The sequence below is a fragment of the Streptococcus mitis genome (assembly GCF_965111735.1).
GTDB lineage: Bacteria > Bacillota > Bacilli > Lactobacillales > Streptococcaceae > Streptococcus > Streptococcus mitis_DR.
Genome location: NZ_OZ217346.1, coordinates 64,733 through 81,125, shown reverse-complemented (window position 1 = coordinate 81,125; position 16,393 = coordinate 64,733). Strand labels below are relative to the sequence as shown.

10 protein-coding genes and 2 pseudogenes are annotated in these 16,393 nt (G+C 40.5%); 3 read left to right on the top strand and 9 right to left on the bottom strand.

Translation table 11 applies throughout. The features are described 5' to 3' along the window. Positions 1-170 precede the first annotated feature (170 nt). The 8 genes and pseudogenes from ACLV7W_RS00385 to ACLV7W_RS00350 form a co-directional block, all read right to left on the bottom strand. A pseudogene (locus tag ACLV7W_RS00385) lies at positions 171-1,521 on the bottom strand (IS3 family transposase). Between the two features lie 112 nt (positions 1,522-1,633). Continuing rightward, positions 1,634-2,671 carry an aldose epimerase family protein gene (locus ACLV7W_RS00380; RefSeq protein WP_125443491.1) on the bottom strand — a complete coding sequence of 346 codons (1,038 nt, stop codon included), beginning with the start codon at positions 2,669-2,671 and terminating at the stop codon, positions 1,634-1,636. Between the two features lie 116 nt (positions 2,672-2,787). Beyond that, complete coding sequence (locus ACLV7W_RS00375) at positions 2,788-3,954, bottom strand: SIS domain-containing protein (protein ID WP_411865236.1); 1,167 nt, start codon at positions 3,952-3,954, stop codon at positions 2,788-2,790. A 297-nt stretch (positions 3,955-4,251) separates the two neighbouring features. Then, on the bottom strand, positions 4,252-4,656 hold the full coding sequence (locus tag ACLV7W_RS00370; protein ID WP_261088143.1) for a PTS sugar transporter subunit IIA: 405 nt from the start codon (positions 4,654-4,656) through the stop codon (positions 4,252-4,254). 3 nt (positions 4,657-4,659) lie between these two features. Beyond that, entirely contained in the window at positions 4,660-5,481 is an 822-nt protein-coding gene (locus ACLV7W_RS00365; RefSeq protein ID WP_049544562.1) for a PTS system mannose/fructose/sorbose family transporter subunit IID, read from the bottom strand. After that, positions 5,468-6,373, bottom strand: coding sequence for a PTS mannose/fructose/sorbose/N-acetylgalactosamine transporter subunit IIC (locus tag ACLV7W_RS00360; RefSeq protein ID WP_000617009.1), 906 nt, complete (start codon positions 6,371-6,373; stop codon positions 5,468-5,470). The genes ACLV7W_RS00365 and ACLV7W_RS00360 overlap by 14 nt, the downstream gene beginning before the upstream one ends. Positions 6,374-6,399: 26 nt before the next feature. Beyond that, positions 6,400-6,876 (bottom strand): PTS sugar transporter subunit IIB, encoded by a 477-nt coding sequence (locus tag ACLV7W_RS00355; protein WP_000156972.1) that lies wholly within the window; start codon positions 6,874-6,876, stop codon positions 6,400-6,402. Continuing rightward, positions 6,873-8,660, bottom strand: coding sequence for a glycoside hydrolase family 35 protein (locus ACLV7W_RS00350; protein ID WP_411865235.1), 1,788 nt, complete (start codon positions 8,658-8,660; stop codon positions 6,873-6,875). Before ACLV7W_RS00350 ends, ACLV7W_RS00355 begins: the two co-directional genes overlap by 4 nt. A gap of 275 nt (positions 8,661-8,935) precedes the next feature. Here ACLV7W_RS00350 and ACLV7W_RS00345 point away from each other — a divergent pair, with 275 nt between their 5' ends. Further along, positions 8,936-9,694, top strand: coding sequence for a GntR family transcriptional regulator (locus ACLV7W_RS00345; protein WP_411865234.1), 759 nt, complete (start codon positions 8,936-8,938; stop codon positions 9,692-9,694). Positions 9,695-9,996: 302 nt separating this feature from the next. Next, on the top strand, positions 9,997-13,536 hold the full coding sequence (gene strH, locus ACLV7W_RS00340; protein WP_153210059.1) for an LPXTG-anchored beta-N-acetylhexosaminidase StrH: 3,540 nt from the start codon (positions 9,997-9,999) through the stop codon (positions 13,534-13,536). Positions 13,537-13,551: 15 nt separating this feature from the next. On the opposite strand, the pseudogene ACLV7W_RS00335 reads toward strH, so the two are convergent. Next, positions 13,552-14,808, bottom strand: a pseudogene (locus tag ACLV7W_RS00335) (ISL3 family transposase). Between the two features lie 235 nt (positions 14,809-15,043). Here ACLV7W_RS00335 and purD point away from each other — a divergent pair. Further along, the gene (purD, locus tag ACLV7W_RS00330) at positions 15,044-16,306 is read left to right on the top strand and encodes a phosphoribosylamine--glycine ligase (RefSeq protein ID WP_153210064.1); all 1,263 of its coding nucleotides are present in this window, start codon (positions 15,044-15,046) and stop codon (positions 16,304-16,306) included. The last annotated feature ends 87 nt before the right edge of the window (positions 16,307-16,393 follow it).

Genomic DNA, 16,393 nt, shown 5'->3' with positions numbered 1-16,393 from the left:
TTCTTTTCGTTACAACTATTATATAATTTCCATCAAGAAAGTCAAGCCAGACAACTTAAGAGATGCGGAGCAATAACGCCAGTTCAGGATAAGATAAAGTAAATTTTTCCATAATAAAACGCATATTATCAAAGTTTTCTGTACTGACCCCAAAAAGTTAGACAATTAATTTATCCGAAGGATTTAGTTCTGTATTGTACAGGGCTAAGTCCTTTTAGTTTTACCTTAATTCGTTTATTGTTGTAGTAATCAATATAGTCTACAATGGCTTGTTCCAATTGCTTAAGCGACTGAAATGACTTCTCATAACCGTAAAACATTTCCGATTTCAGAATCCCAAAGAAGGACTCCATCATACCATTGTCTGGACTGTTCCCCTTACGTGACATGGATGCTTGAATTCCCTTATCCTCTAGAAACTGATGATAAGAATCGTGTTGATATTGCCAACCTTGGTCACTATGGAGAATCGTATTCTCATAGTGCTTCTCTGTGAATGCCTGTTCCAACATTGTTCGTACTTGTTCTAAATTAGGCGAACAAGAAAGATTAAAAGCAATAATTTCGCTGTTAAAGCCATCTAAAACTGGTGATAAGTAAAGCTTTTGAGTACTTGCTGGAATGGCAAATTCTGTCACATCTGTGTAGCACTTTTCCATTATTTTAGAGCCTTCAAATTTACGTTGAATGAGATTCTCTGCCTTCTTGCCAACATCTCCTTTATGAGAAGAATATTTTCGTTTCTGTCGCATTTTAGCTTGTAAATTGAGTACTTTCATCAAGCGTTGAACTCTTTTATGATTTACCAGATAACCACGATTTCTTAGTTCTAAATGAATCCGACGATAACCATAATTTTCCTTGTGTTCGATAAAAATGGATTGAATTTCAGCTTTAAGCTCTTGGTCCTTATCTGGTTTATCTAGCTGTTTCAAGTGATAGTAGTAGGTCGAACGAGCTAGTTTAATGGCTTTTAGAAGAATATCTAACGAAAACTCAGTCATTAATTCTTGAACAATTTCTGTCTTTCTTCTTTCTCTTTTTCCTCCTTCAATCGGAGTTCTCTCAACTTTTTTAGGATTGCATTCTCCGCTCTCTCAGGTACTCATTTTCTGCTTGAAGACGTTCTAATTCTGTCCTCTCTTCAGGTCTCTTTTTTGGCTTACGTCCCATTTTAGGTACTCTCCCTCTTGTTTTCTCAACAATAGTATACCCGTTTTTCTTGTATTGTGCTAGCCAATTAAGAAGTATCGTACGACTTGGGAGGCCGTATTCAAGAGAAACTCTATCTTTAGTCCAGCCTTCATGTATGACTTTATGAATCATTTCTTGTTTTAAATCAGGAGAATAGTAACGATTTTTTCCTTTTTTGACGAACTCTATTCCGTAACAATCAATCAATTTAATCATGTACCTAATATTAGAATTATTTATCCCAAATTTATTTGAAAGCTTCTCTAAGCTATATCCTTGTTTTCTAAGTTCATAGATCTGAACTTTATCATCATAAGTTAATTTCATAATAAAAACACCCCAAAAGTTAGATTTTTTCTGTCTAACTTTTGGGGTGCAGTTCATTCAGCATCTGATAATATGTGTGTTTCTAATTTTAAAGACTTTTTGCCCAGCTTTTTTATTTCACAACAAGCTCATAACGTGTCTTACTTGTGAAGGTTTGACCGGCTTTGAGAATAACTTGATCTTTGAGGTCACTGTGAATGGCATCTGGTAAAGCTTGCGCTTCAAGGGCAATCCCATTGTGCTGTACCATTGGCTGACCTCCTATGATGACACTCTCATCCACAAAGTTTGCTGTGTAGACTACAAAGCAAGGAGCCTCTGTCTTGAAAAGCAGGAAGCGACCTGAATTTTGGTCATAAAGGAATCCAGCATTGTCATGACCTGCAGGAAGGGCAAATGGATGATCCAAACCTGATACCAGCTGGATTTGCTCATCTTCTTCTGCAAAGATATCCTTCAACAAGGCACCATTGTAGATGTGTTTAACCACATCACGACTAGCATCTGGAGTTTTGGCAGGAACACCGTCGGGAGCGATTGGATAAATGCCCTCTGTGTTTAGTTGGAAGACATGACGGTCAATCGTCTGCGTGAAATCACCAGACAAGTTGAAGTAGCTGTGATTAGTTGGATTGACCAGCGTATCCTGATCGGTCGTTACCTTGTAGCTGATTTCATAGGCACCAGTCTCTTCTAAGTGGTAACTGATCCAAATCTTGAGATTTCCAGGAAATCCTCCTGTCCCATCCGTACGCTCTGTGTAGAGGATCAAGCCATGGTCGCTCACTTCAACTAGTTCAAACAAGCTCGAATCCCAACCAGTTGAACCACTGTGGTTACAGTTGCTAGCATTGTTGACTTCAAGGTCATAGTTCTTGCCATTAAGCTCAAAGGTCGCACCTGCAATACGGCCTGCCACAGGACCTACGCTAGCTCCATGCTTGGGACTATTGCCTACATAGCTATCAAAATCATCAAATCCCAAAATAACATTGGCAAAGTTTCCAGCCTTATCAGGTGTGACATAGCGCAAGATAGTCGCGCCATAAGTCATAACCTCAAGCTGGTAGCCACCGTTCGTCTCAAATCGATAGGCCAAAACATCTTGTCCCTCAACATTTCCAAACACACGCTCTGTGTATGCTTTCATTCTCTTCTCCTTTTTCTATTTCTCTCAAGCAAACAAACCATAGAAAGCGAATTGACAATCTATGGTTTACTTGTATGATTTACAAACCCCTTTATCAAGAATCTATAAACGCAGTATCACTTTTGATATTCGTGGATGATAACACCTTGTACCACACGGTTTACTGTACCTGTAGGAGACGGTGTATCTGGTTTATTTTCTACCTTGAGTGAAGTCAATAGGGCAAAGAGTTGGGCATAAACGATGTAAGGGAAGACACGGTAAATATCATTCAAGACACCGCCACAACCAAGGGCCACTTCTTTGACATTTTCAAGACCAAAGGCTTGATCACTCAAAAGCACAACACGGCGAGCAATGTGATCACCAGCAACTTCACGAACCAAGTCCAAGTCGTACTTGCGAGTGTAGTCTGTTGTTGTACCAAAGACCAAAACAACTGTATCTTCGTTGATAAGAGATTTTGGACCGTGACGGAAGCCGACTGGGCTTTCATACATGGTCGCCACTTGGCCAGCTGTCAATTCCAAAATCTTGAGCTGAGCTTCATGAGCAAGGCCAAAGAAAGGACCAGCGCCTAGATAGATGACACGGTTAAAGTCTAGGTCAACAAGTTCTTTGACATCTTCTGCATTGTCTAGAACTTTACGGGCAAGACTAGATACAACTTCAAAACGTTCAGACTTAACAGCAAATTCTGTAGGATCAAAGACTAAGAGAGCTGTCAACATCATAGACGTAAAGCTAGAGGTCATGGCAAAGCCAGCATCATTAGAAGCAGCTGGTTGCAAAAGCAAGAGATTGCGGTCATCTCCATGAGCTTGAAGAGCCAATTTACCATCTGCTGCGCAAGTAATCGTCACTTGGTAAAGCTCATCCACCAAGGCTTTAGCCAAATCAACAGTCGCCACACTTTCAGGCGAGTTCCCACTACGAGCAAAAGATACAAGGACAGTCGCCACATCTTTTTTCAAATAAGTTTCTGGATTGGCAACGATATCTGTTGTCGCAATAGCATTGAAATTCCATTTGCGTTCGTCATAGACTTCCTTAAAGTAAGGTACCAAGGTATCTCCCACATAAGCAGAAGTCCCCGCACCTGTCAAAATAACCTTGATATAATCATGTTTATCCGCAATCTCTTGCAGGAAGGCTGCAATTTCTTCACGTTTTGCTTGATAAGATTCAAAAGCTTCTTTCCATACATCAGGCTGTTGGTAGATTTCACGTGTAGTGATTTCTGCACCCAATTCGAGCAAGTCTTCTTTTGTATAATGTAGCATTGAGTTCCTCTTTTTCTATTAAATATGGGAATGGGAGTAAGCCCCATTCCCATGTATATTCTATATAAAATGCTCTAACGATTTTCACGTTGTCACATCGTATACTCAATGAAAATCAAAGAGCAAACTAGGAAACTAGCCGCAGGCTGCTCAAAGCACTGCTTTGAGGTTGTAGATAGAACTGACGAAGTCAGCTCAAAACACTGTTTTGAGGTTTCAGATAGAACTGACGAAGTCAGTAACATATACCTACGGCAAGGCGACACTAGTATGGTTTAAAGAGATTTTCGAAGAGTATTATTCATCTTCGTCATCATCGAAGTCCGCTAATAAATCATTGACCTTAACAATGCTTTCTGCAGCACGGTTCTTATAGTCCGCATCTGCGCCTGTAAGGCTCGCATTGATAAATTCAATCACCATTGGAAGATTCATCCCTGCGTAAAGTTCGATGTCACGACCTTCCATAATCAAACGGCTTACCACGTTACATGGTGTTCCACCGAGAAGATCCGCAAAGACTAGGAAATCATCCAAACCTTCAATAGCAGCTTCAAATTTTGCAGTAAATTCTTCTGGCCCATCTTCTGGAAGAAGAGCTACTGTGTAAATATTGTCTTGTGGCCCCATAATCATTTCAGTGCTACCTTTAAGTTCTTCACAGAAGCGACCATGACTCACCAAAATTAATGATTTAGCCATAAATTATGCGCCCATTCCAAGTACAAATTTACCAAAGGCAGAAAGACCTACTGCAAGAGCGATAATGATACCGATAGCTTTAGTAGAAGTCATACCTTTCTTACCAAGCAACCAGAAGATAAAGGCAGTAAAGATTGCTGGAAGCAAACGTGGGAAGATTTGGTTCAAGATGTCTTGGAAATCAATCATCTTTTCACCGATTGGCAACTTGTAAGAAATTTCAAAGTTGATCATTGTTGCTACAAGAGCACCCATCATGAAGACACCCAGTACAGATGCAGCGTCAATCAAAGCTGTCAATGTACTTTGCATGTTGTTGATAAGGTTAACCCCTTCTTTGTAGGCAAATTCCAACTGTTTCCAACGGAAGATGTCATAAGCTACTGCAACTGCAATCCAAAGGAAGATACCCCAAGGTTGGCCAGCGATAGCCATAGTTGCTGCGACTGACCCCATGATAGCAGGTACAAGTGAACCAAAGATTGTATCTCCAAGAGGAGCGAATGGTCCCATCAAACCTGTCTTGATACCGTTAACGGCGTCTTTTGCACCCACACCATCTTTTTCTTCCATGGCAAGGTCAAAACCAGCGATAATAGTGTGGAAGAATGGTGAAGTATTGAAGAATTGAGTATGAACTTTCATCATTTCTTTCAATTCAGGAGTGCCATCCCCATACATTTTACGCAACTGAGGCAGGATCATGTAAAGGTAACCAGAAGCTTGCATACGTTCATAGTTCCAACCCAATTGGAAAGTAAACAAGCTACGTTTGTTGATTTGATTAAAATCTTCTTTTGTAAGTTTGTAATTAGAATTCGTCATCTTCGATTTCCCCACTTTCTGATGGTGTAGAAGGTGCTGCTACAGCTACTTTTTGGCTATTTTTGAAGTGAAGCACTGCTAAGAAGATACCTACGATAGAGATACCAATCATAGACAATCCTTTGAAGTTGTTCACGAAACCAATTTTTTCAGCAACATCTTTAGGTAGAGTACCGATAATACCTGCAACAGCGCCACCAAGACCTGTTACATATGAGTAAAGAACAGTCAACATAGCTGTCAAACCAAATCCCATAGCAAGGTAGTGAAGGTTACGTTTAACTGGAAGGTAACGAAGCAAGATTGCAAATCCAAGACCTGGAAGCATACGTCCTGCAAGTGTCAAGCCATCTGCAACCCATTTGTAGGCTTCAACGAAGTCTACCACTGATTGTACGAAGGCACCACCAAAAGCAAGGGCAAAGAAGACTGGAAGGGCACGAGATAGAGCCCAAGGAATCGCACCAAGCAAGTAGTTGCGTTCAATACCTTTATAGTCAAAGCGTTCGATTGCAGCATCCACACGGTGAGCGAAGAAAGTAGTTGTCATACGTCCAAGAACGTCGAAGTAAGTCAAGAGAGCTGCTACTGGCACAGCGATTGTTGTAATCGCCAGTGATGCATCAATTCCTTGTGAAACAGAGAAGGCTGTCGCAAGAACCGCACCAGAAGTTGCGTCGATACGAGAAGCACCACCGAAGGTACCAACCCCAAGAACGAACAGTTGCAAGTTACCACCGATAAGCAGACCAGTAGTCACATCTCCCATAATTAAACCAGTAATGAAACCAGCAAATACAGGGGAACCTGCAGATGAAACGATCGTCAACTCATCACAGATTTGATAAGCTGAGTACAAAGTGAGAAGTAAAATTTGCCACCATTGTATCATAACAATGACCTCCTAAAAATTTTTTCCTATTTTAATAAGCTCAAAAAGTCTGAAATTGGATCATTTGGAACCATTTGAGCAGTAAGTTTAACACCTTTTTCTGCCAGTTTATGGAAATCTTCCACATCCTTGTCCACTACGTTGATAGAACGTGTGATGGGGCGAGTTTCTGGTGTTTGAGACATATTCCCAACATTAAGGGTTTCAAGTGGTACACCTGCTTCTACCAAACCAAGGAAGCGGTCTGGTTTACGAGCCACGATAAAGAGACGTTGGCTATCATATTTACCAGCAAGAATATTGGCTGCCGCTTTTTCAATTGGCAAAATACTCAATTTCACACCTGGTGGTGTCGCGAGTTTCAAACCACTCTTTTCAACGTCGTTGTTGACAACTTCGTCATCTACAACCATAATACGTGAAACATTTAGTTTTCCAGCCCAAAGATTGGCTACTTGTCCGTGGATCAAACGTCCATCGATACGGCATCCTACAATTGTCATAAGTTTTCCCCCTTTATATGTTTTAGTGTAGGTTTACGAGTTAAATAAATTTCTTCTTTATATTCACCTTCTGTTTCAAAGATAATGATGCGGTTGGCACCTTCCTTGAGATAGCTATGCGGAATATAAAGCGAGAGTGTTGGGCCAACGTTCCAAAAACGTCCTAGATGCTGCCCATTGACAAAGGCAACCCCCTTACCAAACTCAGACAAGTCTAGGTAAGTATCTTTCGGCTCCTCGACTGTAAAGTCATAAGCGTAAAAGGCTGGTTGTCCTTCTGTCCATCCTTTTGAAAAATCAATTTTCTCAGGATTATCTAGTGGGAGTGGATAGTGTTTCCAGTTCAGTAAGAAGTGCAAATCCTTACAAACCCCTGTCCGAATTCCCTTACGTTGCGTATCTGCTAAGAACTTATGTCCATAGTTAACACGCCCCATATTTTCTACCAAGATATCCAATCTAGACAGCGCTTTCTTTTCGCCTTGATAAAAAATATCTTCCCCAATCTCTGTCTGATATTGGGTTTCGACCCACTGACCATCGACATAAAGCTGAGCTCTATCTCGACCGTCAATGATACGAAGTCTTTCTTCTTCTGCATCCCAGTTTGTTTCTGTTCGATAGAGTAGGTAGCCATAACTTTGTCCCAACTCCTCCATCTTTTTAGGATAGAGGCTTTCTACAGGACTTGACAAGCTATCCAAGGTTTCAAACAAGGAAACTTTTTCAACTAGTGGAATAGCATCCAACTCCATACTCTCTTTGTAGAGTGGTTCCAACTGGGGATACTCTGGGAAATGTGTTGCCATCATCTTCTTGACTGCCAAATATTTGGCAGTTGGATTTCCTTCTTCATCCAGAAGGGCATCGTAATCATAAGATGTAACTTGTGGCAGGTCCAAAGTCCCTCGAGCTGAGCAACCATTCATGAAACCAAAGTTTGTACCACCATGGAACATGTAGAGATTGATAGAGCCTTGTTCCAAAACCTCTCGAACTGCATCTGCCAACTCTTTCGGATCCCGTGTGATAATCGGCTCTTTCCAACGATTGAACCAGCCATCCCAGAACTCCATACACATGAGCGGCCATTTCTTGCCATGTTCATCAAAGAATTCCTGCATCTGTGAAAAGTTGTACGGAGCTTTAGAACCAAAGTTTCCTGTTACAAAGAGGTCATCTTCGATCAAAGTTCCAGCTTTCAGAGTAGCTCTCCATGGACCATCTGATGTAAAGAGAGGACAGGTTACGCCACGCTCTTCCATCAACTGTCGAATGGCTCTCAGGTAAGCCTTATCCTCGCCATAAGAACCATACTCATTTTCAACCTGCATCATGAGGATATTGCCACCCTTGTCCAACAAATGTGGAACCAACCGTGCCAAGAGCTGGTCATAGTAGTGACCGACAGCCTCAATATAGGCTGGGTCTGAGGAACGAATCCTCATATCTTTGGTTAAGAGCCAAGCTGGTAAGCCACCGAATTCCCACTCCGCACAGATGAAGGGCGACGGACGAACGATAGCGTAGAGACCCAAATCTTGTGCCGTTTGGAGAAATCGCTCCAAATCCAGAGCTCCTTCAAAGTGAAACTCACCCTCACGAGGCTCGTGTAAATTCCAGGCCACATAAGTCTCTACTGTATTAAAACCAAGAGCCTTCAAGTTATAGAGCGAATGATACCAATCTTCTGGAGGAACCCTAAAATAATGAATGGCGCCAGATAAAATCTTAAATGATTTTCCATCGAGATAAAAATCATCCCGTATCTCAAATCGTGTCATATTCTTACCTTCTGACAACTAAAGTTTACGCTTTCATTTGTTGATATAGTAAATATAACTCAATATCTTACATTTGTCAATAGGTTTTCACGATTTTTTTCATTTTTACTAATTTTTACAAAAAAACTTATAAAACCTTACTATCTCAAGAAATAATTTCATCTTAATTGACATGTATAAAGATGTAAGAAATTCTATTAATTTCTATGTAAATTAACCTTATAGCCTATTATTCTAATTTTTTTATTCAAAAGGCTACTATTCTTTCCAGTTTTATGGTAAAATCTTTAACTGAGAAGGAAAATCGAGGTGAAAATATGGCAATTCCAAAGTATCAATATATTAAAGATGAGTTAAAGAACAAAATCATTTCTGGTCAATTTGCCAGTGGAGATAAATTCTACACTGAAGCTGAATTGATTGCAATGTATGATGTGAGTTCTATCACAGTTGTCCGCGCCTTAAACGACCTTGCCAAGGATGGCTATATTGTCCGTCAACAAGGAAAGGGTACATTCGTTTCACGCGCACGCAAACATAAACTCGTAGAGTTTTCAGATGTAGAAGTTTTTGAAACTAAAGATGATAAAGTTACCGTCCTTTCTATTGAGCGTGGAAACAAACTAAGCTACTTAGAAAAACTTGGACTACGCGGAGATCAGTTCTACTACAAGATTGAACGCGTACGCGAAACAGGTGGTGTTGTGTACATCTACCATACATCTTACATCCCAGAACAATACGTCAACGCAAATTATCCAAATCTTGAATATTATAGCTCTATCTATAACCGTTTCAAATTGGATTACCACATTCACATGAATGATGAACATTTTGAAGAAATCAATGAAATAGCATTTCCAACTCCAGAACATGTGGCTTCGGTCCTCGGAGTCGATGAACAATTCCCAACCGTTTTACAAACCAAGACTACTAAACTAGAGTCTACTGGTCAAGTTCTCGCTTACAGCGAAACATATAAACGAGCAGATTACTACAAAATCAAATTCATTTCATGTAACCGTGGTCACTAAGAAAAAGCTTGAGCCTTGCTCAGGCTTTTTCTATATATATTATAGCACGAAAAAGCGACTATGAAAACGCTATTAAATATCTTTATTTAATTTGTAGAACTTTTACTAAAAACAAGTTAAAAATCACTGATTTTTCCTTAATTTTACCTTCTTATATAAGTTGTCATTTCCAAAATCTTATGATTTCCTCCATTTATTATAGTTCTTATATAAACCTACTTGACTTTTTACTATATAGATAATAAAATTAAATTGGTTTTATGTAAACGTTATCAAAATAGTTGTATCAAGGAGGTTTTATCATGAAACTAGACAAGAAACAGCGTTTCTCAATCCGCAAGTATGCAGTCGGAGCAGCTTCTGTACTGATAGGATTTACCTTCAGTGCGCAAGTCGTATCTGCAGATGGACTCACACCAGTACCAAAAGCTACTGAAACTTTGCAAGCTGTGCCGGATAGCCCACAAGCATCAGAAGCACCAATTCAAGATAAAGAAGAAAAACTTGTAAAACAAGCTGATAAAACTATAAAAGAGGAAGTTAAAACTGAAAAAGATACTGTTAACACAGTTATTCCAAAAACAGACAATGCGGTAGTACCGGTAGTAACAGAACATGCCAGCCCAGCCCCTACTACGGAATCAGAAAACACAACTCAAGTGGAAAAAAGCACAGAGAGTGCCAATACTGAGAAGAAAAACGAGCCTGCTACTCCTGCTGTACTCTCTCCGACTACTGAACGTGCCACTCAAACTAATGAAAAACTAGCAAAAAAGAAAATTGTTTCTATTGATGCTGGACGTAAATATTTCTCACCAGAACAACTCAAGGAAATCATTGACAAAGCGAAACATTATGGCTACACTGATTTACACCTATTAGTTGGAAATGATGGACTCCGCTTCATGTTGGACGATATGAGCATCACAGCTAACGGCAAGACCTATGCCAGTGACGATGTCAAACGTGCCATTGAAAAAGGTACGAATGATTATTACAACGATCCCAACGGCAATCACTTAACAGAAAGTCAAATGACAGATCTGATTAACTATGCCAAAGATAAAGGCATCGGTCTCATTCCGACAGTAAATAGTCCTGGTCACATGGATGCGATCCTCAATGCCATGAAAGAATTGGGAATACAAAACCCTAACTTTAGCTATTTTGGGAAGGAATCAGCTCGTACCGTAGATCTTGACAACGAACAAGCGGTCGCTTTTACAAAAGCCCTTATCGACAAGTATGCTGCTTATTTCGCGAAAAAGACTGAAATCTTCAACATCGGACTTGATGAATATGCCAATGATGCAACAAACGCTAAAGGTTGGAGCGTTCTTCAAGCTGATAAATACTATCCAAACGAAGGCTATCCTGTAAAAGGATATGAAAAATTTATTGCCTACGCCAATGACCTAGCTCGTATTGTAAAATCACACGGTCTCAAACCAATGGCCTTCAATGATGGTATTTACTACAATAGTGATACTAGCTTCGGAACTTTTGACAAAGATATCATCGTTTCAATGTGGACTGGTGGTTGGGGAGGTTACGACGTCGCTTCTTCTAAACTTCTAGTAGAAAAAGGTCACCAAATCCTAAATACTAACGATGCTTGGTACTATGTTCTTGGGCGAAATGCAGATGGCCAAGGTTGGTACAACCTTGATCAAGGATTAAACGGTATCAAGAACACTCCAATCACTTCAGTACCAAAATCCGACGGAGCAACTATTCCATTCATCGGTGGTATGGTAGCTGCTTGGGCTGACACCCCATCTGCACGTTATTCACCGTCACGCCTCTTCAAACTCATGCGTCAATTCGCAAATTCTAATGCTGAATACTTCGCAGCTGATTATGATTCTGCAGAACAAGCACTTAACGAGGTACCAAAAGACCTTAACCGTTATACTACAGAAAGTGTCGCAGCAGTTAACGAAGCGGCAAAAGCCATCCGTTCACTTGATAGCAACCTCAGCCGTGCTCAACAAGACACGATTGACCAAGCAATTGCAAAACTTCAAGAAGCAGTCAGCAATTTGACCTTCACACCAGAAGCTCAAAAAGAAGAAGATGCTAAACGTGAGGTTGAAAAACTTGCTAAAAACAAGGTGATTTCAATCGATGCTGGACGCAAATACTTTACTCTTGACCAACTCAAACGCATCGTAGATAAGGCCAGTGAGCTCGGATATTCTGACGTCCATCTCCTTCTAGGAAATGACGGACTTCGATTCTTACTCGATGATATGACCATCACTGCTAACGGAAAAACCTATTCAAGTGATGATGTCAAAAATGCCATCATCCAAGGAACAAAAGCTTACTACGACGATCCAAATGGGACTGCGCTTACACAGGCAGAAGTGACAGAACTAATTGAATACGCTAAATCTAAGGGTATCGGTCTCATCCCAGCTATCAACAGCCCAGGTCACATGGATGCTATGCTGGTTGCCATGGAAAAATTGGGTATTAAAAATCCTCAAGCCCACTTTGACAAAGTCTCCAAAACAACTATGGACTTGAGAAACGAAGAAGCGATGAACTTTGTAAAAGCCCTCATCGGTAAATACATGGACTTCTTTGCAGGTAAAACAAAGATTTTCAACTTTGGTACTGACGAATACGCTAACGATGCGACTAGTGCCCAAGGCTGGTACTACCTCAAATGGTATCAACTCTATGGCAAGTTTGCCGAATATGCCAACACCCTCGCAGCTATGGCCAAAGAAAGAGGGCTTCAACCAATGGCCTTCAACGATGGCTTCTACTACGAGGACAAGGACGATGTTCAGTTTGACAAAGATGTCTTGATTTCTTACTGGTCTAAAGGCTGGTGGGGCTACAACCTCGCATCACCTCAATACCTAGCAAGCAAAGGTTATAAGTTCTTGAATACCAACGGTGACTGGTACTACATTCTCGGTCAAAAACCAGAAGATGGTGGTGGTTTCCTCAAAAAAGCTATTGAGAATACTGGAAAAACACCATTCAATCAACTAGCTTCTACCAAATATCCTGAAGTAGATCTTCCAACAGTCGGAAGTATGCTTGCTATCTGGGCAGATAGACCAAGCGCTGAGTACAAGGAGGAAGAAATCTTTGAACTTATGACTGCCTTTGCAGACCACAACAAAGACTACTTCCGTGCTAATTATAATGCTCTCCGCAAAGAAATCGCACAAATTCCTGAAAACTTAGAAGGATATAGTAAAGAAAGTCTTGAGGTCCTTGACGCAGCTAAAACAGCTTTAAATTACAATCTAAACCGTAATAAACAAGCTGAGCTTGACACACTTGTAACCAAACTAAAAGCCGCTCGCTTAGGTCTCAAACCAGCTACAACTCACTCAGGAAGCCTGAATGAAAATGAAGTGGCTGCCAATGTTGAAACCAGACCAGAACTCATCACAAGAACTGAAGAAATCCCATTTGAAGTTATTAAGAAAGAAAATCCTAACCTCCCAGCTGGTCAGGAAAACATTGTCACAGCAGGAGTCAAAGGTGAACGAACTCATTACATCTCTATCCTTACTGAAAATGGAAAAACAACCGAAACAATCCTTGATAGCCAGATAACCAAAGAAGTTGTAAATCAAGTGGTTGAAGTCGGTGCTCCTGTAACTCACAAGGGTGATGAAAACGGACAAGCCACTATTGCTGAAGAAAAACCTAAACTAGAAATTCCAAACCAACCAACTAGAGCAAAAGCAGAAGAACAACAACTCCCTGAAACAGGAAGTCACGATTCTGCAGGACTAGTAGTCGCAGGACTCATGGCTACACTAGCAGCCTATGGACTCACTAAAAGAAAAGAGGCTCTTTGTCAACTGTAGTGGGTTGAAGAAAAGCTAAGCTCGAGAAAGGACAAATTTCGTCCTTTCTTTTTTGATGTTTAGAGCGATAAAAATCCTTTTTTTGAAGTTTTCAAAGTTCCGAAAACCAAAGGCATTGCGCTTGATAAGTTTGATGAGATTATTGGTCGCTTCTAATTTGGCGTTTGAATAGGGTAGTTGAAGGGCATTGACAATTTTCTCTTTGTCCTTTAGAAAGGTTTTAAAGACAGTCTGAAAAAGAGGATGAACCTGCTTTATATTGTCCTCAATCAGTCCGAAAAATTTGTCTGCCTCTTTGTTCTGAAAGTGAAAAAGCAGGAGCTGGTAGAGATGATAGTGGTGTTTCAAGTCTTCTGAATAGTTCAAAAGCTTGTCTAGAATCTCTTTATTGGTCAAGTGCATACGAAAAGTAGGACGATAAAAACGTTTATCGCTAAGTTTACGACTATCCTGTTGGATGAGTTTCCAGTAGCGTTTGATAGCCTTGTATTCATGAGACTTTCGATGAAACTGATTTATGATTTGGACGCGCACACGACTCATAGCACGGCTTAGATGTTGTACAATATGGAAACGATCTAGAACGATTTTAGCACACGGAAAAAGTTTTCTAGCCAAGTCATAGTAGGGACTAAACATATCCATAGTAATGATTTTCACTCGACATCGGACTGCCCTATCATATTTAAGAAAGTGATTTCGGATAATAGCTTGTGTTCTACCTTCAAGAACAGCGGTGATATTGAGCTTTTCAAAATCTTGCGCAATGAAACTCATCTTTCCCTTTGTAAAGATATACTCGTCTCAGGACATAATCTGTGGAAGGCGAGAAAAATCATGTTTAAAGTGAAAGTCATTGAGCTTGCGAATAACAGTTGAAGTTGAAATGGACAGCTGATGAGCAATATCGGTCAAAGAAGTCTTTTCAATCAGCTTTTGAGCAATTTTTTGATTAATGATACGAGGGATTTGATGATTTTTCTTTACTAGAGGAGTCTCAGTGACCGTCATTTTAGAGCACTGATAGCACTTAAAACGGCGTTTTTTAAGGAGAATTCTAGTAGGCATACCAGTTGTTTCGAGGTAAGGAATTTTAGAAGTCTTTTGAAAGTCATATTTCTTCATTTGACTTCCACAATCAGGACAAGATGGGGCATCGTAGTCCAATTTAGCAATGATTTCCCTGAGTGTATCCCTATTGATGATATCTATAATTTGAATATTAGGGTCTTTAATGTCTAGTAATTTTGTGATAAAATGTAATTGTTCCATATGAATCTTTCTAATGAGTTGTTTTGTTGCTTTTCATTATAGATATTATGGAACTTTTTTTCTACAACAAAATAGGCTCCATAATATCTATAGGGGATTTACCCACTACAAATATTATAGAGCCTTTTTTGAATAAAGCACTCTCCTATCTCAAAATACGCGAACAAATATGATATAATAGATTTATAGTGTAAAAAAATAACGAACAATTTTTTGTTAAATGCGAGGTTGAGAAATGAAGCTGTTAGTTGTCGGTTCGGGTGGTCGTGAACATGCGATTGCTAAGAAGTTGTTTGAGTCAAAAGACGTTGAAAAAGTCTTTGTGGCTCCTGGAAATGACGGAATGACTCTGGATGGTCTGGAATTGGTGAATATCTCTATTTCCGAACATTATAAGTTAATTGACTTTGCAAAGGCCAACGATATTGCTTGGCCCTTCATCGGTCCAGATGACGCCCTTGCGGCTGGGATTGTGGATGATTTTAATAAAGCTGGGCTCAAGGCTTTTGGTCCGACAAGATTGGCAGCGGAGTTGGAGTGGTCCAAGGATTTTGCCAAGGAAATTATGGTCAAATACGGCGTTCCGACAGCAGCCTATGGCACATTCTCAGATTTCGAGGAAGCCAAGGCCTATATCGAAAAGCAGGGTGCGCCTATCGTAGTCAAGGCAGACGGATTAGCTCTTGGGAAAGGTGTCGTCGTTGCTGAGACGGTTGAGCAAGCGGTCGAAGCCGCTCATGAGATGCTATTGGACAATAAATTCGGTGATTCTGGTGCGCGTGTGGTCATCGAGGAATTCCTTGACGGGGAAGAGTTCTCTCTCTTTGCCTTTGTCAATGGCGACAAGTTCTACATCATGCCAACGGCTCAGGACCACAAACGTGCCTATGATGGCGATAAGGGACCTAATACAGGTGGTATGGGTGCCTATGCGCCAGTTCCTCACTTGCCACAGAGTGTGGTTGATATAGCAGTTGACACGATTATCAAGCCAGTTCTTGAAGGCATGATCAAAGAAGGTCGTCCTTATCTTGGTGTTCTTTACGCAGGTCTTATCTTAACAGCTGATGGACCGAAAGTCATTGAGTTCAACTCTCGTTTTGGAGATCCTGAAACTCAGATTATCCTGCCTCGTTTAACATCTGACTTTGCGCAAAATATCACGGATATTCTCGATGGCAAGGAGCCAAACATTACGTGGAACGATAAGGGTGTGACTCTGGGTGTGGTTGTCGCATCCAACGGTTATCCGCTAGACTATGAAAAAGGTGTCAAGTTGCCAGCCAAGACAGAAGGCGACATCATCACCTACTATGCAGGGGCTAAGTTTTCGGAAAATAGCAGAGCACTGCTATCAAACGGTGGACGTGTTTATATGCTCGTCACCACAGCAGATACTGTGAAAGAATCCCAAGACATCATCTACCAAGAACTCTCCCAACAAAACACAGAAGGCCTCTTTTACCGAACAGATATCGGAAGCAAGGCTATAAAGTAAAAGTATAAGAATAACGCGACGAAGTCGCCAAACACGATAATGGTCGTATGGTTTGCGAGCATTAGCGAGCTAATATAGAACAATCAC

Bases quoted from the DNA above. Each gene is read 5' to 3' on its own strand.
- ACLV7W_RS00380 (WP_125443491.1), bottom strand. From the start codon at position 2,671: ATGAAAGCATACACAGAGCGTGTGTTTGGAAATGTTGAGGGACAAGAT.
- ACLV7W_RS00375 (WP_411865236.1), bottom strand. From the start codon at position 3,954: ATGCTACATTATACAAAAGAAGACTTGCTCGAATTGGGTGCAGAAATC.
- ACLV7W_RS00370 (WP_261088143.1), bottom strand. From the start codon at position 4,656: ATGGCTAAATCATTAATTTTGGTGAGTCATGGTCGCTTCTGTGAAGAA.
- ACLV7W_RS00365 (WP_049544562.1), bottom strand. From the start codon at position 5,481: ATGACGAATTCTAATTACAAACTTACAAAAGAAGATTTTAATCAAATC.
- ACLV7W_RS00360 (WP_000617009.1), bottom strand. From the start codon at position 6,373: ATGATACAATGGTGGCAAATTTTACTTCTCACTTTGTACTCAGCTTAT.
- ACLV7W_RS00355 (WP_000156972.1), bottom strand. From the start codon at position 6,876: ATGACAATTGTAGGATGCCGTATCGATGGACGTTTGATCCACGGACAA.
- ACLV7W_RS00350 (WP_411865235.1), bottom strand. From the start codon at position 8,660: ATGACACGATTTGAGATACGGGATGATTTTTATCTCGATGGAAAATCA.
- ACLV7W_RS00345 (WP_411865234.1), top strand. From the start codon at position 8,936: ATGGTAAAATCTTTAACTGAGAAGGAAAATCGAGGTGAAAATATGGCA.
- strH (WP_153210059.1), top strand. From the start codon at position 9,997: ATGAAACTAGACAAGAAACAGCGTTTCTCAATCCGCAAGTATGCAGTC.
- purD (WP_153210064.1), top strand. From the start codon at position 15,044: ATGAAGCTGTTAGTTGTCGGTTCGGGTGGTCGTGAACATGCGATTGCT.